The following is a 20,061-nucleotide window of genomic DNA, read 5'->3' on the forward strand; positions in this document are numbered from 1 at the left end:
TGAAGGTGGATGAAAGCCGAAGCCGCCACAGCCCTCTCGGGCGACTGGGAGGCCCCAAGGAACATGAGGATAATGCGGTAGGTTCCGCACGCTCGGCAACCGGCGATTTGCCACGGCGGACGAAGCGTCCATCAGACTCGCAGCGAAGACCGGAGCAAACGCCGCTGCAGGCGGCCCCCATTCACGGTGGCAACCCATGCAGATCGACGAAGAACTGATGTTTAAGAAAACTGATGTTTAAGAAATTGGAAATCTTCCTGGCCTTCATGCGCAGCGGCAACCTGTCGCGCGCCGCCGCCGAGCTGGACACCAGCAAGGTCAGCGTGCACCGCGCCCTGCACTCACTGGAGAACGCCCTGCGCTGCCCGCTGTTCAAGCGCGAAGGACGCGAGCTGACGCCGCTGGAAAGCGCCCATGTGCTGGAGGAACGCACGCAGAAGTTGGTCGCCGACGTGCTCGACACCGTGCGCCCGACCCGCGAGGCCGCCAACTCGCTTCTCGCCGACCAAGCCGAGGTCAATCTGGCCGCACTGCGCGAGGCCACCTTCATCACTCTGACCCAGGGCTTGACCACCCACCAGGACGCCCTGCGCGTGTTCCGCCAGGCCGGCTTCGCGCCCAAGGTAGCGAGCAGGTCAACGACATCTTCAGCCTGCTCAGCATGGTCAGCTCCGGGGGTCGCTTACGCCCTGCTGCCGGGGCGCATCGCAACGGTGTACGAGAACCGCATACGGTTGATCCCTCTCGAGACGCATTACCGCCTGCAGCAGCAGATCGGCGTGGTGCTCCTCAAAAGCCGCGAGCGCAACCCCAAACTGCTGGCCCTGCTCGCCGAGTGCCGGATGTACGCCAAGCGTCACGCGGGCTGAAAACGCGAAGGCCCCGCGCGAAGTGGGGCCCTGCGGTAGCCGAGGCGGACGTTCAGAAAAAGAACAGCGTCAACAGCACGAACCAGGGCAGCAGGATGGCGCACGACCAGCCCATGTAGCCGAAGAAGCTCGGCATCGGCACACCGCGCTGGTCGGCGATGGCCTTGACCATGAAGTTCGGCGCGTTGCCGATGTAGCTCAGCGCGCCCATGAATACCGAGCCCATGGACACCGCTACCAGGGTTCGCGGCAGCTCGTTCATCATCGTCTGCGCATCGCCCGAGGCCAGGTTGAAGAACACCAGGTAGGTCGGCGCGTTGTCGAGAAATCCCGACAACAGGCCGGACATCCAGAAATACATACCGTCGATCGGCGTACCGTCCGCCCGAGTCACCGCCGCCACCAGGCCGGCCAGGTGGCCTTCGCTGCCGGCGCGCAGGATGGCGAGTACCGGCACTATGGTCAGGAAGATCCCGGCGAACAGCTTGGCCACCTCCTGGATCGGCCCCCAGTCGAAATCGTTACCGGCGCGCACCTGCTTCGGCGTGACCTTCAGGGATACCAGAGCCAAGCCGAGCATTAGCAGATCGCGCATCAGGTTCTGCAACTCGATCGGCGTGCCCATCACCGTGAAGGCGACCCCCGGCTTCCAGATTCCTGACAGCAGCACGGCGCCGATCACCCCGCCGAGCAGCAGGAAGTTGACCGAGCCATAGAGCCTGAGCGGCGAATCCGGCGACGGATCGCGCGGCAGCAGTTCGTCTTCCCGAGCATAGAAATAACGGTCGATGAAATAGAAGACGGTCAGCAGCGCCGCACTCGACAACAGCACCGGCAGCAACATGTGCTCGACCGTCCAGAAGAAGCCGACCCCCTTGAGGAAACCGAGGAACAGAGGCGGATCGCCCAAAGGCGTCAGCCCGCCGCCGATATTGGCCACCAGGAAGATGAAGAACACCACCACATGCACGCGGTGCTTGCGGTTGTCGTTGGCGCGCAGCAACGGACGGATCATCAACATCGCCGCCCCGGTGGTGCCCATCACTGAGGCCAAAGCCACACCGATGGCCAGCAGCGTAGTATTCAGGCGTGGCGAGCCGTGCAGGTTGCCCCAGACCAAGATGCCGCCGGAGATGGTGTAGAGCGAGAACAGCAGGACGATGAACGGCAGGTATTCGGCGAACAGCGCATGCACAATTACCGCGAAAGTGCCGTGCAGGCCGAAGGCGAAGGCGAACGGCACTAAAAATAGCAATGTCCAGAGCGCGGTGATCTTGCCGAAGTGATGATGCCAGACATGGGCTGCGAACAATGGAAACAGGGCGATCGACAACAGAATTCCCACAAAGGGAATACCCCAGGCGGGGCTCAGGCTGGCGCCATCGACTTCCGCCGCGAACGAAAGTCCGGGCGATAATAGGGCCAGCAAATACGGCAGCCGACGCAGAATCGACCTCATCAACTCATTCTCCCAGCGAAAAGTTAATTACGGCTGTCCAACCTTGTGCGGGTCGCGCATGGGCGCGAAAAGCGGTCCATCGAAAAAACGGGACCTTCCATAAAAGCAGGATTTGCGCCAAATCAATATCGAAAGAAACTTTTCCGACGAAAACCCGCCCCTTTCTTCATTCGGCTCGAGGCGAGCGGCTGCGTACCGGGCCACGAGAGGGCAACCAGGCGGTAGCGCCCGGTATAGAGCGAATCGGCGCAAGGACCGTGATTCCTGGCCAGCGGCCAGCGATGGACCCGCCATTTCGCGATACACCCGGCGGAATCGGCCACGGCCGCCATTGCCCGGAAATTTCCGCCACACGCTTCGGCAGCCTTGGAATCGATAACGGAAGTTCGGCTCCGGCTTTGTATGAAAAGCACCCGCGACCAATAATGCGTTGTAAAAAAATGGTCGAAACAGTACAAGTTTCAATATCCATGAGTCGTTCATGGACTTATTTCACGACACATTTCTCTTGACGTTCGCGGGCCGACTACAGGCCCGCAAATCTTTTCGTTCCAGGACCCTGGACTCGAAAAGATGGCCGCCTCGCAGCGAGTGCCCCGACAGCGAGGTCAGCGAACCGTTCGGTCAGGCTCGGGCACGGCATCGTTGCAATGAATGCGCTCATCACCAGCTCCTGAACTTGGCGGGCGGGTCGTAGAGGCCGCCGGACCAGTCGACCAGCGCGGCGATGCTTTTCGCCGCGAGCAGCTCGCCGGTCGCCTCGGTGCGGCGGATACCGAGATACTCAGGCAGGACGATCGATCCCTCGCGGCGCATGCGTTCGGAATCCTTCGGGTCGCGACGCAGGCCGATGGCGATGACGCCGGCCACCGCGGCGATCATCGCCCGGCGCTCTTCCGGCGTGTAGGCCTTGTACAGGTAGGCGATGCCCTCCTCGGTGAGCAGGTGGGTGACGTCGTCGCCGTAAATCATCACCGGCGCCAGCGGCATGCCGACCTTCCTCGCCACTTCCACCACATCGAGCTGTTCGACGAAGGTGGGTTTGCCGCCCTCCTGGTAGGTCTCGACCATCTGCCCCACCAGCTTCCCGCCGCGTTCGAGTAGGGTCTCGGGCGTGCTCATATCCAGTCAGGCCGGCGTCGCATGGCGGCGGCCGCGTGGGTCGTGGCCCATGTTCGGCGCACCGCCGAAACCCGCCAGGCGGCTACGCGTCACCGTGGGAGAGTGACCGTCGCCATCGACTTGCAAGGTAGCACCGATGAAGTTGTTGCCTTTTAACACCACGCGATCGCCGAGAGCGATCAGCGCTTCCAGGGTGGCGACCATCTTGTTGCTCGGCAGGACCACGCCATCGGCGAGATTTCGCACTTGCTCGAGCCGGCGAAGCTTTTCGCTGCGTCGACGCGACCACTGCGGCGGGGAAGGGAAATTGTCGTTGTCATACTTGCTCCACGGGTTCCGCTGTCGAGGCCTCACGGTAGGGCGGCGGCCGGGGAGCGCTCAATCAAGCTGGTTCGACGTTCATTACTCTCACGTTAACGATTCAGGAAAAAACCTCTCTTTGGCGAGTCCCGCCGGGCGTCGTCATATCTTGGTCTGGTCCGAAGGCCGGGTACGGTTGTACAAATCAGGACACTGCTATAAGTTCCCTGCAGGTTCGGTGGCGCGGTGTCTCTCCCAACTGGTCAGGTACCCGGATGCTGCGTCGCTGGACCCACTCTCCCCGATTGTGCGAGTCCTCCATGAGTGCGTCCCCGGCTCCCATCCTGATCACCGGCGCCAGCCAGCGCATAGGCCTGTACTGCGCCGAGCGCCTGCTCGACGAGGGCCAGCCGGTGATCGCCACCTTCCGCCACGAGCGGCCGGGCCTCGCGCGGCTGCGCGAGCGCGGCGTGCCGACCCTGCAGGCGGATTTCGCCGACGAGGCCGGCATCCTCGCCTTCATCGAGCGGCTCAAGGAACACACCGACCGCCTGCGCGCCATCGTACACAACGCCTCGGAATGGCTGGGCGAAGCGACGCCCGGCGAGGAGGCGCGGATCTTCCAGCGCCTGTTTAACGTGCACATGCTGGCGCCCTACCTGATCAACCTGCACTGCGCCGAGCTGCTGGAGCGCTCCAGCCCGGCGGACATCGTGCATATCGGCGACGACGTGACACGCAAGGGCAGCGCCCAGCACATCGCCTACAGCGCCAGCAAGGCCGGCCTCGACAACCTCACCCTATCCTTCGCCGCGCGCCTGGCGCCGCGCGTCAAGGTCAACGGCATCGCGCCGGCACTGATCCTCTTCAAGCCGCAGGACGATACCGAATACCGCGCCAGGACCCTGGCCAAGTCCGCCCTCGGCATCGAGCCCGGCGCCGAGGCGGTCTACCTGGGCCTACGCTATCTGTTGGACAATCCCTACGTTACCGGCACCACGCTGACGGTCAACGGCGGCCGTCACCTCAAGTGAGTGCCACGCCACTTCCGCAACCGACAGGACGGAGCAAGCCTATGCCGCGACTGGAACCAGGCATGGCGCGGATTCGGGTCAAGGACCTGCGTCTGCGCACCTATATCGGCATCAAGGAGGAAGAAATCCTCAACAAGCAAGACGTGCTGATCAATCTCACCGTGCTCTACCCCGCCGTGGATGCCGTGCGCGACAACGTCATCGACCAGGCCCTGAACTACCGCACCCTGACCAAGGCGATCATCCACCACGTGGAGGAGAACCGCTTCGCCCTGCTCGAACGCCTGACCCAGGAAATCCTCGACTTGGTGATGGGCTACCCGAGCGTGCACTACGCTCAGGTGGAGGTGGACAAGCCCCATGCCCTGCGCTTCGCCGAATCGGTGTCCATCACCCTCGCCGCCCATCGCCGGAACTGAGCGCGGCCCGCCTGGACACGCTGGTGACGGCCAGCGGCGCCGAGTATGATCGCGCCCGACGGCCACCTCGCCGGCCGTCCACCGACGACTGTGAGCCGGGGAACCAAGATGACCGAAGAACAACGCATCGAACTCGAAGCCGCTGCCTTCCGCCGCCTGGTCCAGCATCTGCGCAGCCGACCGGACGTGCAGAACATCGACCTGATGAACCTCGCCGGTTTCTGCCGCAACTGCCTGTGGAAATGGCTAAAGGACGCCGCCGACGACCTTTCCGTCGAACTCAGCGTCGAACAGGCGCGCGAAGAGATCTACGGCATGCCATACGAAGAGTGGAAGAACAAATACCAGAAAGAGGCCAGCCCCGAGCAGTCGGCGGCCTTCGAGAAGAGCAGCAGGAAATGACCGATCTGAACGACTTCCGTACCCGCCTGCGCAGCGGGGAACATGCCTTCGCCGACACCCTAGCCTTCGTCGCCGAGCACTACGACTACCGGCCGAGCGCTTTCGTCAACGGTTCACTGGAGAATGCCGCCGGGCAGAACGAAGGCTCCTGCAAGACTCTGGGCCTGGCGCTGCTGGAGAACTTCAGTGACGAGGAGGCCCTGCTGGCCTTCGGCGAGCACTACCGCGCCGTGCTGGCCGATCCCCAAGGCAGCGACCACGGCAACATCCGCGCGCTCATGCGCAGCGGTTTGCCCGGCGTGCGCTTCGCCGGCCGGCCGCTCGGCCGCAAGGGCTAGCTAGAGTCCGTCGACACCACCCTTCGCGGCTGCGTGGCGCGGTGTCGACGGCCCTGGAGCATCCGGTCACCGCAAGGTCTTGCCCTGGTACTCGCCGTTGAGGGTCTGCAGGAAAGCGACGATCTTGCCGATCTCGTCCTTCGACAGTTTCATGCCGACCTGGTACTCCGCCATCTTGTCGACCGCGTCCTCCAGGGTCTTGGCGCTGGCGTCGTGGAAATAGGGCGCGGTCAGCGCGACGTTGCGTAGGGTCGGCACCTTGAAGCGGTACATGTCGTGCGGGTCCTTGGTCACGTTGTAACGCCCATGGTCCACTTCGCTGACATTGCCGCGGTCGGCGAAATAATCTTTCTTGATGCCCATCAGTTCGAAGGACTGGCCACCCATCGCCTCGCCCACGTGGCAGGTCGCGCACTTGGCGCTCTTGAACAGTTCGTAGCCTTCCTTCTCCACGCTGCTAAGAGCATCGCCCTGCCCTTTCAGGAACAGGTCGAAGCGGCTGTTCGGGGTGACCAAGGTCTTCTCGAACTCGGCGATGGCGTCGGTGATGCTGTTCTCGGTAATGCCTTCCGGATAGAGGGCGGCGAACTCGGCGCTCAACTGGGCATCCTGCGTCAGCTTGCCGACGATCTGCGCCCAGGAGGTGGAAGCCATCTCCAGCGGGTTCATCGGCGGGCCGCCGGCCTGCTTCTGCAAGTCGGCCGCGCGGCCGTCCCAGAACTGCAGGACGTTGAAGGCGGCGTTGTACACCGTCGGCGCGTTGATCGGCCCCTTCGAGCCGCCGACCCCGACGGAAACATCCAGGCGGTCCACCCCGCCCTTGTCCAGGGCATGGCAACTGGCGCAGGAGACGGTGTCGTCGCCGGACAGGCGGGTATCATGGTAGAGCTTCTCGCCCAGCGCGACCTTGGCCGGGTTCACTGGAAAGCTGGTGGTGATCGGCTGCACCGGCTCGTACTTGTAGGCGTCGGCGACCGCGTCGGCCGAACTCTGCTTCAGGCGCTCAGCCTTCACCCAGTCGAGCAGCACACCCTTCTCCTGGTCGGACAGCCGGGACCGCCAGTGCATGCTCAGGTAGAGGTTCGGCGGCATGGTGCTGTCCTGCATCACCGACTCGATCTTAGCCAGGTCCACTTCCGAGACCGCCTCGCCCTGTTGCGCGCTGGCCAGCAGCGACTCGATGTTGAATTGACGCTGGGCCAGCTCGATGTCCTTGTCCATCAGTTGCTTGGCGATCGGCATGTTGGCATAGAACGGCAGCTCGCTGTTGCGGGTATGGCAATACTGGCAACCATTGCTGTTCAACACCTTGAAAGCTTCGCTCGTGAGCTTGTCCATGCCGTTCAGTCGAGCATTGGCCAGATGCTGTTCGCTGAGACGCACGTCGAAACGGTCTACGATGAAGACGGTTGCCAAGTAGCCGACGACGCAGGCTCCAATGGCGAAGGGTAGCTTTTTCACGGATCTTCCTTTGCGAGAGTTGATTAAACCTGGGGACAGCCGACGGCCCGTCGGCCGTGGACGCGAAGCGCCGGCCGTCGATTGAATCACGAGTCGGATGAACGGCATCCTTAACGTCTATATCCCTGGCAAAGGAAATGCTTAAAGCCAATCCCTCTCATAGGAGAGGGCTATCTTGCCATTTGCCTCGATGTATCGACGCCGCAAGCGCCGGAAACCGAAGCACGAGACAGGAAAGGAAAAACCGGCATCGCCGCCGTGCTCTTGCAGCCGGCCAGCGGCTACCGCTCCGGGAGCTGGAGAATAAAACGGCCCGAGCGGTGTGCGCTGCGACACCCCGCCACGAGGCCTGAACAGGTATAAAGGGGAGCCACCGCACAAGGGGGAGACTTCAAGGAGAGCGGAGGCCCCGGCAACTGTCTGGCGACTCTACATGTCTCTGGCAACATGCTACCCACTGTTTTCGGCCTGCGGAAATTTTCAATATCAATCTACCCGATAGGCAGATCCTATCGTGACCCGAGTAGTGCTTTTCCTGCTCCGGCAAAGCCGGTAAGGTCGGCGCGAATCAGCTTCCGGAGACCCCCATGCCCCCGTCCGTCCTGTCTGGCCCGCACTATCTGGGCGAAGGCCTGAGACTCGTGCTCAGCCCCGGCCTGCGCCTTTTCGTCCTGCTGCCGCTGGCGGTCAACCTGTTGCTTTTCGCTGGACTGATCACCTTCGCGATACGCCAGTTCGAACACTGGGTCGGTGCCCTCATGCCCAACTTGCCGCAGTGGCTGTCCTTCCTCGACTACCTGCTATGGCCGCTGTTCGTCTTGCTGGTGGTATTGATCGTGTTCTTCACCTTCACCCTGCTGGCCACAGTCATCGCCGCGCCCTTCAACGGCTTCCTGGCGGAAAAGGTGGAGGTGGTGGTGCGCGGCGAGGATCACTTCCCGCCCTTCCACTGGCGCGAACTGCTCGACATGGCGCCGCGCACCTTCAGCCGCGAATGGCGCAAGCTGACCTATCTGTTGCCACGGGCGCTGTTCCTGCTGATCCTGTCCTTCATCCCCGTGCTCAACCTGCTCGCCCCGCCGCTCTGGCTGCTGTTCGGCGTGTGGATGATGGCCGTGCAGTACATCGACTATCCGGCCGACAACAACAAGCTGTCCTGGAACGAGATGCTTGCCTGGCTGCGCGCCCGCCGCTGGCAGAGCCTGAGCTTCGGCGGCATCACCTACGCCGCACTGCTGGTGCCCGGCCTGAATCTCTTGGTGATGCCCGCCGCGGTAGCCGGCGCCACGCTGTTCTGGGTGCGCGAGGGCGGCGTACCGGTGGTCGGCAAGCGCGACTGAGGAAAGATCGGGAAGCCATCGTGAGCGCCCCGATCCTGCCCCGCCGGGATTGAGACAAGACGCTTGTCGCTCGGCCAAGCGCTATCCGGCGGCCATTGGCGGTCTAAAGCAGCTTGTCCGGCGTGATCGGCAGTTCCCGTACCCGTTTGCCGGTGGCATGGTGGATAGCGTTGGCCACCGCAGCCGCGACACCGACGATGCCGATCTCGCCGACGCCCTTGGAGCCCAGGTCGTTGACGATCCCGTCCCGCTCTTCGACGAAGATCACCTCGATGTCGCCGATGTCGGCATTCACCGGTACGTGGTACTCGGCCAGGTTATGGTTCATGTAGCGGCCGAGGTTGTGGTCGATCAGGGTTTCCTCGTGCAGCGCCATGCCAATGCCCCAGACCACCCCGCCGACGATCTGGCTGGCCGCGGTCTTCGGATTGACGATACGCCCGGCGGCGATGGCGCTGACCACTCGGCTGACTTCCAGCATGCCCAGCGCTTCGTCCACCTTCACCTCGACGAACACCGCCGAGTGGGTCGCCGTCGAATAGGCCTTGCGCTTCCCGTCCGCCTTGGCGCGCGCTTCCGCCTCCAGCGCGCCGCCGGCTTGCACGATCCGGGTAAGCTCGATGCAGACATGCGGAGCATCCTTTAGGCGCATCCGTCCGTCGACGAACTCCACATCATCAAAGCTGGCAGCGCCGAAAGGCGATGCCGGCGACCGCCGGGCGGCGTCCAACAACTTCTGGCGCAGTGCCGCGCAGGCACGCTGCACCGCGCTGCCCACCGACGAGACGGTCGCCGAGCCGCCCTCCAGCGGTGCCCTGGACAGGCTGGAGTCGCCCAGGCGAAATTCCACTCTGTCGACCGGCAGGCCCATGGCTGCTGCAGCGATCTGGGTCATTACCGTGTAGGTGCCAGTGCCGATATCCGCGGTGGCGCTACCGACCACCAAGCGGCCATCCGTTCCCAAGCAGGCCTTGGCGCTGGCGGGCATCTGCAGAGCCTCCCAGATGCCGGTGGCCATACCCCAGCCCACCAGCCGATCGCCCTCGCGCAGGCTGCGCGGCTGCGGCGGCCGGCGGGACCAGCCGAAACGTTCGGCGCCCTGCGCGTAGCATTCGCGCAGGGCCTTGCTGGAGAAGGGCTTGTCTTCGTTCTGGTCGCGCTCGGCGTAGTTCTTCAGCCGCAATTGCAGCGGATCGATACCCGCCGCGCAGGCCAGCTCATCCATCGCGCATTCGAGCGCGTACAGCCCCAGCACGGCACCGGGCGCGCGCATGTCCAGCGGCGTGAATACGTCCAAGGGCACCAGCCGATAGTCGAAACGGACATTGGGGCACTGGTAGAGCATCCCCGACCACTTGACGACGTGCTCGGTGAAGTCTTCGAAGCGGGAAGTTTGGCCGATGGCCTGGTGGGTCAGGGCTTGCAACCGGCCGTCCAGGGCGGCGCCGAGTGAGATCCGCTGCAGGGTCCGCGGGCGATAGCCGAAGGTGAACATCTGCTGGCGCGTGAGGGACACCCGTACTGAACGCCCGAGCTTGAGCGCGGCCATGACCGCTAGCGGCAGTTGATACTGCGGGCGCAGCCCCGAGCCGAAAGCCCCGCCGACGAAGGGCGAGATCACGCGGACTCGCCCCTCCAGGCCGAACACCTTCTCGATGTATTGCTGGCAGTTCTGCACGCCCTGAGTCTTGTCGTGGATCTCCAGGCGGCCGTCCAGAAGGTAGTGCACGGTGGAGGCATGGGGCTCCAGCGGATTGTGGTGCTCCACCGGCGACAGGTAGTCGAGATCCAGGCGCAGCCTGGCGGCTTGCAAGGCCCCATCCACATCGCCACGCGGCTTCGGCAGCTCGCCGGGCGCGGCATGGGCGTGCTCCAGGCTGCCGATGAGGTCGGTATCGGGCGCCTCGTCGGCGTAACGGATCTGCAGCAGGGTGCTGGCGTAGCGGGCCAGCTCCGGATCCTCCGCCACCACCAGCGCCACCGGCTGGCCGCTCCAGAGAATCCGCTCGTTGAACAAGGGACGATAGGCCCGCCCCTCGGCGGCATCCTGATCTTCGTAGGCATCGTCGTAGCCGGCGATCGGCGGGCGATTCTCGTGGGTCAGCACCAGTTGCACGCCGGGCACGGCTGCAGCGGCGCGGCCGTCGATGGCGAGGATGCGCCCACGGGCGATGCGGCTAGTGACCACACTGCCATGGAGCAGCCCAGGCACCTGGAATTCGCCGGCATAACGGGCTCGGCCGGTGACCTTGAGGGGGCCGTCGACCCGGTCGAGCGGCTGGCCGAGCGGCGAGCTCGACGCTGAAGGCAGGGTGTTCATCGGGCGGCTCCTCGGGCGGCGTCGGTCAGGGCCCGGACGATGGCGCGGCGCGCCAGTTCGATCTTGAAGGCGTTGTGGGCGAGGCCCTGTGCGCCCGCCAGCAGCTCCTCGGCAGCGGCCCCAAAGGCTTTTGCGCCGGCACGCCTGCCGACCAGTGCCTGCTCGGCGGCGGCCTTGCGCCACGGCTTGTGCGCCACGCCGCCGAGGGCCAGACGGGCGGTGCGCAGGGTGTCGCCGTCCGGCTCCAGCGCCGCGGCGACCGAAACCAAGGCGAAGGCGTAGGATGCCCGGTCGCGGACCTTAAGATAGGCACTGTGTCCGGCAAAACCCTGAGCTGGCAGCTCGATGGCGGTAATCAGCTCGCCCACGGCCAGGTTGTTATCGCGCTCCGGCGCGTCGCCCGGCAAACGATGGAAATCCGCGAAGGCGATACGGCGCTCGCCCTGCTCACCCCTGACCAGCACCGAAGCCTCGAGCGCGGCGAGGGCGACGCACATGTCCGAGGGGTGGACCGCCACGCAAGCCTCGCTGGCGCCGAGGATGGCATGGATGCGGTTGAGCCCGTCCCGCGCCGGACAACCGCTACCCGGCTCGCGCTTGTTGCACGGCGTATCACGGTCGTAGAAGTAGTAACAGCGGGTGCGCTGCAGCAGGTTGCCCCCGCTGGTCGCCATATTGCGCAGTTGCGGCGAGGCGCCGGCGAGGATGGCCTGGGACAGCAGCGGATAGCGCCGGCGGATTTCCGGGTGCCAGGTAAGATCGGCGTTGCTCGTCAGGGCTCCGATGCGCAGCCCGCCCTCGGCGGTTTCCTCGATGCCGCCCAGCGGCAACCGGCTGATGTCGATCAGCCGGGCCGGATGGATCAGGTTCTCCTTCATCAGGTCCAGAAGGTTGGTTCCGCCGGCGATATACTGGCTGCCAGGGTCGAATAGGCGGATCGCCTCGTCGATATCCGAGGGACGGACGTAGTCGAAAGGGTTCATCGCCGCTCCTCTCCCCGATCCGCCAGCACTTTTTCGATGGCGGCGAGAATGTTGGGATAGGCGCCGCAGCGGCAGAGATTGCCGCTCATCTGCTCGCGGATGTCGTCGGTGGTCAGGGCATGCCCCTCCGCGATCAACGCCACGGCCGAACAGATCTGTCCTGGGGTGCAATAACCACACTGAAAGGCGTCGTGCCTGATGAACGCCGCCTGCATGGGGTGCAGTCGGTCGCCTTCGGCGAGACCTTCGATGGTGGTCAGCTTCGCACCGTCGTGCATCACCGCCAGGGTCAGGCAGGCGTTGATCCGCTTGCCGTCGAGCAACACGGTGCAGGCACCGCACTGACCGTGGTCGCAGCCCTTCTTGGTGCCGCTCAGGCCGAGCTGTTCGCGCAGCAAGTCGAGCAGGGTGGTCCAGGGCAGGACTTCGAGCCGGCGAGTCTGGCCATTCAGGTCAAGGGTGATCGGATAGGCGGCGCTGCCGCTCGCGTTCGCAGAACTGTCGCTCATGGCTGCCTCACGGGTCGGCATGGAGATACATTGTTCGTGCGTTTCAGGGTACGACTGCCGCCGGCGGACAAATGTTCAGTCGATCGTATGAGGATCGGAAGACGGCGTAGAGGTTGACGCCGGCGGAGCCAGGACGCCCGCTCGGATGGCCGGCGCAACAATACGGGGGCAGGTATGCGAGAGCGGCGGACCGGCCTTGCCGATAGCCGGGCCGGCAAGACGGGACTGGCCTGGAGATGCAAGGGGAAACGGCCCGCCTGGAGGGCGCCGCCTTTGGACTCAATCGACGATCTCGGCCTCTTTCCAGCGCCAGCGGGCAAGGGCCAACGCCTGGGTGCTGCTCATGCCGGGGCCGATCAGGAAGAACCGGTAACCGGACACCGAGATCGTCCAGGCCCTGCGCCGAGGATTCCTTGGACGGCTTCAGGATCTCGACGATCGGGGCCTCGCAGGCCGACAGCTCGGCCATCAGCGACGGGGGCGGATATCGTCCGCATCCAGGCGATCGGCGCTCACCTCGAGGGTGATGCCTTCGTCCCGGCCCAGCGGATGATTTCGAACACGTTCATGCGTGGGCCATTGCTTCTAAAACGGCGAACCGGCGTATCGGTTCGAAGAAAGTCAGATAGCGCACCAGGGAAAGAGCAGTCGACATGGATGGCGAATGCCTTTTGCGAGATCCGGAACAAGAGTGCGGGCAGCCCGGTAATCTAACCCCATGGAGTCGCTCATGGCAGTGAAACGGACGACGCGAGGTCGATGGCCGCAACGGACGTAGCGCCGCTTGCGGGTATCGTCGCAGGCCAATGGAGCCGTCCCGCCCCCCGCGCAAAGGCATCCGGCGGCCACGCCCCGAGGCAGGCGGGGCCGACGAACGATCTTCCGATCGCCACAGAACGTCGCCCATCACCGGAACGTCAGCCGGCTGTCATCGGTCTGACATATTATGCTCCGAGACTGACGGTCATGACTGACATCCTGCATATCGCCCTGATCAGCGAAACCTTCCCCCCTGAAGTCAATGGCGTCGCCAATACCCTGGGCCGGTTGTGCGACGGGTTGCGCGCCCGCGGCCACCACGTGCAAGTGGTGCGCCCTCGGCAGGGCAATGACCGGGGCCGGCGCGGCGACGAGCAGCTGCTTTTGACCCGCGGCTGGCCATTGCCCGGCTATCCGGGCCTGCAGTGGGGCCAGTCGGCCACCGGCAAGCTGCTGCACCGCTGGAAACGCGAGCCCCCGGACGTGATCTACATCGCCACCGAAGGACCGCTGGGCCTGTCCGCCCTGCGCTGCGCGCGGCGCCTGGGGATTCCGGCGATCAGCGGCTTCCATACTAACTTCCAGCAATACAGCAGCCATTACGGCTTCGGCCTTCTAACCCGCCTGCTGACCGGCTACCTACGCTGGTTCCACAACCACTCCCGGCTGACCCTGGTGCCCAGCACCAGCCAGCGCATGGAACTGACCCGGCGCGGCTTCGAGCGCCTGGAACTGCTCTCCCGCGGCGTCGACAGCCACCTGTTCCATCCGGCCCGGCGCTCCGCCAGCCTGCGCGCCAATTGGGGAGTGGGCGACGACGACCTGGTCGTGCTGCACGTCGGACGGCTGGCGCCGGAGAAGAATCTCGGCCTGCTTGGCAACAGCTTCCGCAGCCTACAGGCGGCCCATCCGCAGCGCCGGCTAAAGCTGGTGGTGGTCGGCGACGGGCCTCTGTACACCAGCCTTCGCCAGCAGTGGCCGGAAGCCCACTTCTGCGGCATGCAGTTGGGCGAGACGCTGGCCACCCACTATGCCTCGGGCGATCTGTTCATCTTCCCCAGCCTCTCGGAAACCTTCGGCAACGTGGTACTGGAGGCGCTCGCCTCCGGGCTCGGCGTGGTCGCCTACGAGCAGGCCGCCGCCGCCCAGCACATCCGTCACGGACACAACGGCGCGCTGGCCGAGCCGGGCGACGAGCAGAGCTTCATCGAAGCGGCCAACTGGCTGCTGGAGGACGAGGAAAACTTGCGCAGGGTCCGCCTGAACGCCCGCCAGCATGCCAGCCACCAGGGTTGGGCGGCCATCGTCAGGCAATTCGAGGAGCACCTGCGTAGCACCTTGCAGGCGCCGACCGTCCCGGCATCGGAGAAACGGCACGCTCAGCCGTCGACGGCTCCCGCCGCGCATTCGCGCAGATAGGCCAGCACGGCTTCCCGATCGCCGGAAAAGACGATGCGCCCGGCCTTGCTCTCGCGCTGGTAGGCATACATGGGATCGTAATACTCACGCAGCAGGCCGACGATCCAGTCGCGATGCAACGCGACGCCACCTCCCGCCTCTTGCTCGGCGAGAGCCCGCGCCATGAGCGTCGACAGCCGCTGGTAACGCTCGCCGCCGAGCCGCTTGACGATGTTCGCCAGGCTCTGGGTGAGGCGCGCGGCGAAGGCGGCGAAACCGGCCTGTGGCCCTTCGACGGCGACGAACTCGGCGCAGAGATCGACCACGTAGTCGCACAGGATGCGCTCGACGCGCCCTTCGAAGCTGTCCTCTAGCCAGACCAACGGATAGTGCTGCATGCCCTGGTGCAGCTCCAGCGGCAGCGAACAACTGCCGACCAGGCGGCTCTCGTCCTCCAGCACGAAGCGGCCGACACCGGCCGCACGCTTTCGCAGGATGTCGATGGCCAGACGATTCTCGAAGTCGATCTGCGCCGGCTGCGGTGTGGCCCGCTTGCCGAAGCTGGAGCCACGGTGATTGGCGTGGCCTTCGAGGTCCAGAGCGTTGCCCAGGGCGGCGATCACCTCGGTCTTGCCGGTGCCGGTGAGGCCGCCGACCAGCACGAACGTGCACTGTGCGGTGGCCTGGCGGGTGGTATCGAGGAGAAAGTTACGCATCGCCTTGTAGCCGCCGGTCACCCGCGGGTAGTCGATGCCGGCCTCGTCCTTCAGCCACTGCTGGACGATCTGCGAACGCAGGCCGCCACGGAAGCAGTACAGGTAGCCCTCGGGATGGGCACGGGCGAAATCCGCCCAGGCCTGGATGCGCGACTCCTTGGTCCTGCCGGATACCAGCCGATGGCCGAGCTCGATGGCCGCCTGCTGGCCGTGCTGCTTGTAGCAGGTGCCGACCTTCTGCCGCTCGCTGTCGGTCATCAGCGGTAGGTTGAGTACGTTGGGAAAGGCGCCGCCGGCGAATTCCACCGGAGCGCGGGTGTCCATCATGGGGACGTTTTCGAGGAAAAGCTGCAGGTAATCGGCGGTATCGGCGCGCATCAGAAGAGCACCTCGACCGCCAAGCGCTGTCGCTCGACCATCTCGCCGATCGGCGCCAGCGTCAGGCCCAGTCCGGCGGCGCAGGCGAGGAACTCCGCCTCGCCCTCGGGGCTCACCGCGACCAGCAGGCCGCCGCTGGTCTGCGGGTCGCAGAGGATCAGCTTGCACAGCTCCGGCATCGGCGCAATGCGCTCGCCGAAGCTGTCGAAATTGCGCAGGGTGCCACCGGGGACGCAGCCCTGCTCCAGGTAGTAGTCCAGCTCGGGAAGGAGCGGCACTGCGGCGAACTCGATGCGCGCCGACAGCCCGCTGCCGTCGGCCATCTCGACCAGATGGCCGAGTAGGCCGAAACCGGTGACGTCGGTCATCGCCTTGACCCCCGCCAGCTTGCCGAAGCGGCTGCCAGGCTTGTTCAAGGTGCACATCCAGTCGCGCGCCACGCCCACATCCTGGGGCCGCAGCCTGGAGCGCTTCTCCGCGGTGGTGAGGATGCCGATGCCCAGCGGCTTGGTCAGGTACAGGCGGCAGCCGGCGCTGGCGGTGTCGTTGCGTTTGAGAAAATGCTTTTCCACCATGCCGGTCACCGCCAGGCCGAAGACCGGCTCCGGGGTGTCGATGGAATGTCCGCCGGCCAGCGGGATACCCGCCGCATCGCAGACCGCGCGACCGCCGGCGATCACCTCGCGGGCCACTTCCGGCGGTAGCTTGTTGATCGGCCAGCCGAGGATGGCGATAGCCAGGAGCGGATCGCCACCCATCGCGTAGATATCGCTGATGGCGTTGGTCGCGGCGATGCGCCCGAAGTCGAAGGGGTCGTCGACGATCGGCATGAAGAAATCGGTGGTCGACACCACGCCGCGCTCCTCGTCGATGGCGTACACGGCGGCGTCGTCGCGCGAGGCGTTGCCGACCCAGAGCTTCGGGTCGAGATTCTGTGCGCCACTGCCGGCGAGGATCACTTCCAGCACCTTGGGGGCGATCTTGCAGCCACAACCGGCGCCATGGCTGTACTGGGTCAGACGAATGGGCTCGCTCATGGGGCGTCCTCGAAAACAGGGAACTGAAAAGGCGGCGAATTGTACCAAAAGCCTGCCTTGGCGCCGCGCCCTGCCCGGCGTATGGTTCGGGAAACGAGCGGAACGGAAGATCCCATGGGCAGACGAGTGGCTTTGGTACTGGGTTCGGGCGGCGCACGGGGCTACGCCCACATCGGGGTGATCGAGGAACTGGAAACCCGCGGCTACGAGATCGGCTGCATCGCCGGCTGCTCCATGGGCGCGGTGATCGGCGGCATCCATGCCGCCGGCAAGCTGCCCGAGTACCGCCAGTGGATCGAGAGCCTGAACTACCTGGCCCTGCTGCGCCTGCTCGACGTCAGCTTCAGCCTGGGGGTGATCCGCGGCGACAAGATCTTCGCACACATCCGCGAGATCGTCGGCGAAGTGAACATCGAGGACCTGCCGATCCCCTTCACCGCGGTGGCCACCGATCTCACCACCCACCAGGAGGTATGGTTCCAGGAAGGCTGCCTGCACCAGGCGATGCGCGCCTCGGCGGCAATTCCCAGCCTGTTCACCCCGGTGACCAAGGGCCATCACATGCTGGTCGACGGCGGCCTGCTCAACCCGTTGCCGATCGTCCCGGTGGTATCCAGCCACTGCGACCTGATCGTCGCCGTCAACCTCGGCGCGCCCAACCACAAGCAGTACCGGCTGCCGGCGAGCGAGCGTCCGGCGCTGCGCTGGAGCCGGGTCGATGCCGTGCTCGACTCGCTCGGCTCGCGCCTGCCGTTCCGCCGACGCGAGGAGGACGGCACGCCGCTGCCGGTAGCGCTGCGCGAGGAGCCGGACGAGCCGTCCGCGCCGGAGACGGAAAGCGCGCCGAAGTCGGCCAGCGGCGCCAAGGTAGTCGACTCCCTCGCCCCGGCGACGCTGCTCGACTTGGTCAACCAGAGCTTGGAGGTAATGCAGAACGCGTTGACCCAGTACAAGATCGCCGGCTATCCGCCGGACATCCTGATCAACGTGCCCAAGCAGGCCTGCCGCTTCTTCGAGTTCCACAGGGCGCCGGAGATGATCCAGCTCGGCCGGCAGATCGCCCGCGACAGCCTGGACACCTACGAACGCGAGAACGAGCGTTAGAGCCCGTCGACGCAGCGACTCGGTTCGTGAAGCAGTATCACGGGCCCGAGGAAACCCTCTCCTCCCCGGCTTCCCGCCGCGGCGCCGGGCTGGCCGGCAGCTCCGCCGGACGCACCTCGCTCACCCAGTCGCTGAGCAGGCTGTAGGCCACCGCCAACAGCGTCGGGCCGAGGAACAGGCCCATGAAGCCGAAGGCATAGATGCCCCCGAACACCCCGAGCAACACTACCACCAGCGGCAGGTTGCCGCCGCGGCTGATCAGGTAGGGCTTGAGCACGTTGTCCACGCCGCTGATCACGAACATGCCCCAGATGCCGAGGAAGATCGCGTAGCCGTAGTCGCCCTGCCAGACCAGCCAGGCGGTGGCCGGTATCCAGGCCAACGGCGGACCCATGGGAATCAGGCTGAGGGCGAAGGTGAGCAGGCCGAGTAGCAGCGCTCCCGGCACCCCGGCGATCCAGAAGCCGATCAGCGCCAGGGCACTCTGGGCCGCGGCGGTACCGATCACCCCGTTGACCACCCGTTGCACAGTAGCGGCGACCAGCTCCAGGTAATGCTTGGCGCGCTCGCCGATCAGCCGCGTCAGCAAGCTCTGCACGAAACGCTCCAGGCGCGGCCCGTCGCGATAGAAGAAAAATACCAGCACCAGACTCAAGGCCAGTTCCAGCATGCCTCCGGCGAGCTTGGCGCTACGCGCCAGCAGCCAGTTGCCGACCTGGCCCAGATAGGGCTTGAGCGTGGCGAACAACGCCAGCCCCTGCTGATCGACGGTACGCCAGAGGTCGACCAGTTCGTCGCCGAACAGCGGCATTCCGGCCAACCACTCCGGCGGCGGCGGTAGGCCCTCCAGGCGCAGCGTGTTGATCAGCCCGGTGAGTTCGCGGATGTAATTGACCAGATTGAAGCCGAACAGCAGCAGCGGCACCGCCACCAGGATCACCCAGCCGGCGGTCAGCAACCCGGCCGCCACCGACTCCCGGCCGTTCAACCGGGCGGTCAGCAGGCGCATCAGCGGCCAACTGGCGAAGGACAGCACGGCCGCCCAGAAAAGCGCCGAGGCGAACGGCAGCAGCACCCACAGGCAGGCGCCGAGCAGCGCCAGAAGCAGCAGCAGCACCAGCAGACGATCGTTATTGAACATTCGGACTCGCAACTCCATCGAAAGGACTGCCAAGGATTGGACGGCATCGCCATTGTGACAGAGGCAGGCGACGGAAAAGGCACCGGGCAACGACCGGGGGAACACTGGCCCGACTCACGGCAGGCGGCTCAGACGCAACCCGTCGACGGCTGTCTCGTCCAGCTCCAGACGCGCGGCCCGCACGCCCCGCTCGATCAGCGCGCCGCGCCAGGCGGACGCCTGCGCCCCGGCGAGGGCGACCCGCAGGGTACTGTCGAGCATCAGGCTGCGGGCCAGCACATCGACCCAGGCCGCGCCCGGCTCGCCGCTCAACGCCGGCAGCAGCAACTGGCCATCGGTACGCAACTGGCGCAGCAGGGTGGCCGGGGTCGGCAGCAGTTCGCCGAGTGCGGCGGCGGCATCGAGCTGCTCGACATGCAGATAATCCCGGCGATTGCCGCGGGTGATCGCGTACAGCGCCAGCAGGCTGTCGCGGCGCGGCGCGGCCAGGCGCAACAGGGCGAAGGCCTGGCGCTCTTCCAGGCCGTACAGGCGGGCATTGCCGAATACCGTATTGGCCCACAGGCTGCTGGAGCCACAGTCGCGCCCATCGCACCAGTAGAGCAGTTCGGCCCCCTGCCGGAGCAGGGATTCGCGGGCTTGGGCGAAAGCCTCCGCGGCGAGATGCCCGACCGGCAGTTGGTAGGTGGTCGCGGACAGCCGGCCCTCGGCCAGAACTTCGCGCTCGTAGCGCAGGCGTCCGCTGATCCGCTGAATGCCGCCCAGGGGGTAGCGGCGCTCCGCATCGCCCTGACTGGACTCGACGATCTCGGCTTGGGGGAAGCGTGGCAGCACCTCGTGGTCGTGGCCGTCTGGCAGGTCGGCGGCTAACAGGGAACTGCCGGCCAATAGCAGATAGCAGAAGAGGCTCAGGCGCATCTGGCTCCTCGAAGACTCGGCTCGAACGAACGGTGGGAGGCGCGGCGGACAGGC

The 20,061-nt window shown here is 65.4% G+C and carries 17 protein-coding genes and 1 pseudogene; 8 read left to right on the plus strand and 10 right to left on the minus strand.

Annotation, left to right across the window (positions count from 1 at the left end):
• The first annotated feature begins 233 nt into the window (after positions 1–233).
• The gene (locus ACGI6K_RS17285; RefSeq protein WP_376945739.1) at positions 234–869 is read left to right on the plus strand and encodes a LysR family transcriptional regulator; all 636 of its coding nucleotides are present in this window, start codon (positions 234–236) and stop codon (positions 867–869) included.
• Between the two features lie 52 nt (positions 870–921).
• On the opposite strand, the gene ACGI6K_RS17290 is transcribed toward ACGI6K_RS17285, so the two are convergent.
• Positions 922–2,328 (minus strand): sodium:proton antiporter, encoded by a 1,407-nt coding sequence (locus ACGI6K_RS17290; protein ID WP_376945737.1) that lies wholly within the window; start codon positions 2,326–2,328, stop codon positions 922–924.
• Between the two features lie 663 nt (positions 2,329–2,991).
• Positions 2,992–3,804 (minus strand): annotated as a pseudogene (locus ACGI6K_RS17295) (malonate decarboxylase subunit alpha).
• Positions 3,805–4,070: 266 nt separating this feature from the next.
• Here ACGI6K_RS17295 and folM point away from each other — a divergent pair.
• From folM to ACGI6K_RS17315, 4 genes are all read left to right on the plus strand, one after another.
• On the plus strand, positions 4,071–4,784 hold the full coding sequence (folM, locus tag ACGI6K_RS17300) for a dihydromonapterin reductase (protein ID WP_376945735.1): 714 nt from the start codon (positions 4,071–4,073) through the stop codon (positions 4,782–4,784).
• Between the two features lie 41 nt (positions 4,785–4,825).
• Positions 4,826–5,203 carry a dihydroneopterin triphosphate 2'-epimerase gene (folX, locus tag ACGI6K_RS17305; protein ID WP_376945733.1) on the plus strand — a complete coding sequence of 126 codons (378 nt, stop codon included), beginning with the start codon at positions 4,826–4,828 and terminating at the stop codon, positions 5,201–5,203.
• Between the two features lie 108 nt (positions 5,204–5,311).
• Positions 5,312–5,605 carry a DUF1244 domain-containing protein gene (locus tag ACGI6K_RS17310; RefSeq protein WP_376945731.1) on the plus strand — a complete coding sequence of 98 codons (294 nt, stop codon included), beginning with the start codon at positions 5,312–5,314 and terminating at the stop codon, positions 5,603–5,605.
• The gene (locus ACGI6K_RS17315) at positions 5,602–5,943 is read left to right on the plus strand and encodes a HopJ type III effector protein (protein ID WP_376945729.1); all 342 of its coding nucleotides are present in this window, start codon (positions 5,602–5,604) and stop codon (positions 5,941–5,943) included. The genes ACGI6K_RS17310 and ACGI6K_RS17315 overlap by 4 nt, the downstream gene beginning before the upstream one ends.
• A gap of 66 nt (positions 5,944–6,009) precedes the next feature.
• Here ACGI6K_RS17315 and ACGI6K_RS17320 read toward each other — a convergent pair whose 3' ends face one another.
• Positions 6,010–7,404, minus strand: a complete 1,395-nt coding sequence (locus ACGI6K_RS17320) for a cytochrome c peroxidase (protein WP_376945727.1) — start codon at positions 7,402–7,404, stop codon at positions 6,010–6,012.
• Between the two features lie 587 nt (positions 7,405–7,991).
• Between ACGI6K_RS17320 and cysZ the strand changes: the two genes are divergently transcribed.
• A complete protein-coding gene (gene cysZ, locus ACGI6K_RS17325) occupies positions 7,992–8,744 on the plus strand; it encodes a sulfate transporter CysZ (protein ID WP_376945725.1) in 753 nt (250 codons plus the stop codon).
• Between the two features lie 103 nt (positions 8,745–8,847).
• Here the strand turns inward: cysZ and ACGI6K_RS17330 are convergent, their stop codons facing one another.
• Genes ACGI6K_RS17330 through ACGI6K_RS17340 form a run of 3 tightly spaced genes read right to left on the minus strand, consistent with a single transcriptional unit; the run spans position 8,848 to position 12,556 of the window.
• Complete coding sequence (locus ACGI6K_RS17330; protein WP_376945723.1) at positions 8,848–11,064, minus strand: xanthine dehydrogenase family protein molybdopterin-binding subunit; 2,217 nt, start codon at positions 11,062–11,064, stop codon at positions 8,848–8,850.
• The gene (locus ACGI6K_RS17335) at positions 11,061–12,047 is read right to left on the minus strand and encodes an FAD binding domain-containing protein (protein ID WP_376945721.1); all 987 of its coding nucleotides are present in this window, start codon (positions 12,045–12,047) and stop codon (positions 11,061–11,063) included. Before ACGI6K_RS17335 ends, ACGI6K_RS17330 begins: the two co-directional genes overlap by 4 nt.
• Positions 12,044–12,556, minus strand: coding sequence for a (2Fe-2S)-binding protein (locus tag ACGI6K_RS17340; protein WP_376945719.1), 513 nt, complete (start codon positions 12,554–12,556; stop codon positions 12,044–12,046). Before ACGI6K_RS17340 ends, ACGI6K_RS17335 begins: the two co-directional genes overlap by 4 nt.
• 966 nt (positions 12,557–13,522) lie before the next feature.
• Here ACGI6K_RS17340 and ACGI6K_RS17345 point away from each other — a divergent pair.
• Positions 13,523–14,734 (plus strand): glycosyltransferase family 4 protein, encoded by a 1,212-nt coding sequence (locus ACGI6K_RS17345; protein WP_376945717.1) that lies wholly within the window; start codon positions 13,523–13,525, stop codon positions 14,732–14,734.
• Here the strand turns inward: ACGI6K_RS17345 and mnmH are convergent.
• Both mnmH and selD read right to left on the minus strand, forming a co-directional pair.
• Complete coding sequence (mnmH, locus tag ACGI6K_RS17350; RefSeq protein ID WP_376945715.1) at positions 14,695–15,807, minus strand: tRNA 2-selenouridine(34) synthase MnmH; 1,113 nt, start codon at positions 15,805–15,807, stop codon at positions 14,695–14,697. The genes ACGI6K_RS17345 and mnmH overlap by 40 nt on opposite strands.
• On the minus strand, positions 15,807–16,844 hold the full coding sequence (selD, locus tag ACGI6K_RS17355; RefSeq protein ID WP_376945713.1) for a selenide, water dikinase SelD: 1,038 nt from the start codon (positions 16,842–16,844) through the stop codon (positions 15,807–15,809). The genes mnmH and selD overlap by 1 nt, the downstream gene beginning before the upstream one ends.
• A gap of 114 nt (positions 16,845–16,958) precedes the next feature.
• On the opposite strand from selD, the gene ACGI6K_RS17360 reads away from it, so the two are divergent.
• Positions 16,959–17,948 carry a patatin-like phospholipase family protein gene (locus ACGI6K_RS17360; protein ID WP_376945711.1) on the plus strand — a complete coding sequence of 330 codons (990 nt, stop codon included), beginning with the start codon at positions 16,959–16,961 and terminating at the stop codon, positions 17,946–17,948.
• 37 nt (positions 17,949–17,985) lie between these two features.
• Here the strand turns inward: ACGI6K_RS17360 and ACGI6K_RS17365 are convergent, their stop codons facing one another.
• Positions 17,986–19,089, minus strand: a complete 1,104-nt coding sequence (locus ACGI6K_RS17365) for an AI-2E family transporter (protein ID WP_376945709.1) — start codon at positions 19,087–19,089, stop codon at positions 17,986–17,988.
• Positions 19,090–19,203: 114 nt separating this feature from the next.
• Entirely contained in the window at positions 19,204–20,007 is an 804-nt protein-coding gene (locus tag ACGI6K_RS17370) for a DUF4892 domain-containing protein (protein WP_376945707.1), read from the minus strand.
• Positions 20,008–20,061 lie beyond the last annotated feature (54 nt).

It is taken from the genome of Azorhizophilus paspali, assembly GCF_043587585.2.
In the GTDB taxonomy this organism is placed as follows: Bacteria; Pseudomonadota; Gammaproteobacteria; order Pseudomonadales; family Pseudomonadaceae; genus Azotobacter; species Azotobacter paspali.

Excerpts from the sequence above, each read along its gene's own strand:
- ACGI6K_RS17290 (WP_376945737.1), bottom strand. The coding sequence starts at position 2,328 with ATGAGGTCGATTCTGCGTCGGCTGCCGTATTTGCTGGCCCTATTATCG.
- ACGI6K_RS17310 (WP_376945731.1), top strand. The coding sequence starts at position 5,312 with ATGACCGAAGAACAACGCATCGAACTCGAAGCCGCTGCCTTCCGCCGC.
- mnmH (WP_376945715.1), bottom strand. The coding sequence starts at position 15,807 with ATGCGCGCCGATACCGCCGATTACCTGCAGCTTTTCCTCGAAAACGTC.
- folM (WP_376945735.1), top strand. The coding sequence starts at position 4,071 with ATGAGTGCGTCCCCGGCTCCCATCCTGATCACCGGCGCCAGCCAGCGC.
- folX (WP_376945733.1), top strand. The coding sequence starts at position 4,826 with ATGCCGCGACTGGAACCAGGCATGGCGCGGATTCGGGTCAAGGACCTG.
- ACGI6K_RS17335 (WP_376945721.1), bottom strand. The coding sequence starts at position 12,047 with ATGAACCCTTTCGACTACGTCCGTCCCTCGGATATCGACGAGGCGATC.
- ACGI6K_RS17345 (WP_376945717.1), top strand. The coding sequence starts at position 13,523 with ATGACTGACATCCTGCATATCGCCCTGATCAGCGAAACCTTCCCCCCT.
- ACGI6K_RS17315 (WP_376945729.1), top strand. The coding sequence starts at position 5,602 with ATGACCGATCTGAACGACTTCCGTACCCGCCTGCGCAGCGGGGAACAT.
- ACGI6K_RS17365 (WP_376945709.1), bottom strand. The coding sequence starts at position 19,089 with ATGTTCAATAACGATCGTCTGCTGGTGCTGCTGCTGCTTCTGGCGCTG.
- cysZ (WP_376945725.1), top strand. The coding sequence starts at position 7,992 with ATGCCCCCGTCCGTCCTGTCTGGCCCGCACTATCTGGGCGAAGGCCTG.
- ACGI6K_RS17370 (WP_376945707.1), bottom strand. The coding sequence starts at position 20,007 with ATGCGCCTGAGCCTCTTCTGCTATCTGCTATTGGCCGGCAGTTCCCTG.
- ACGI6K_RS17340 (WP_376945719.1), bottom strand. The coding sequence starts at position 12,556 with ATGAGCGACAGTTCTGCGAACGCGAGCGGCAGCGCCGCCTATCCGATC.
- ACGI6K_RS17330 (WP_376945723.1), bottom strand. The coding sequence starts at position 11,064 with ATGAACACCCTGCCTTCAGCGTCGAGCTCGCCGCTCGGCCAGCCGCTC.
- ACGI6K_RS17285 (WP_376945739.1), top strand. The coding sequence starts at position 234 with ATGTTTAAGAAATTGGAAATCTTCCTGGCCTTCATGCGCAGCGGCAAC.
- selD (WP_376945713.1), bottom strand. The coding sequence starts at position 16,844 with ATGAGCGAGCCCATTCGTCTGACCCAGTACAGCCATGGCGCCGGTTGT.
- ACGI6K_RS17360 (WP_376945711.1), top strand. The coding sequence starts at position 16,959 with ATGGGCAGACGAGTGGCTTTGGTACTGGGTTCGGGCGGCGCACGGGGC.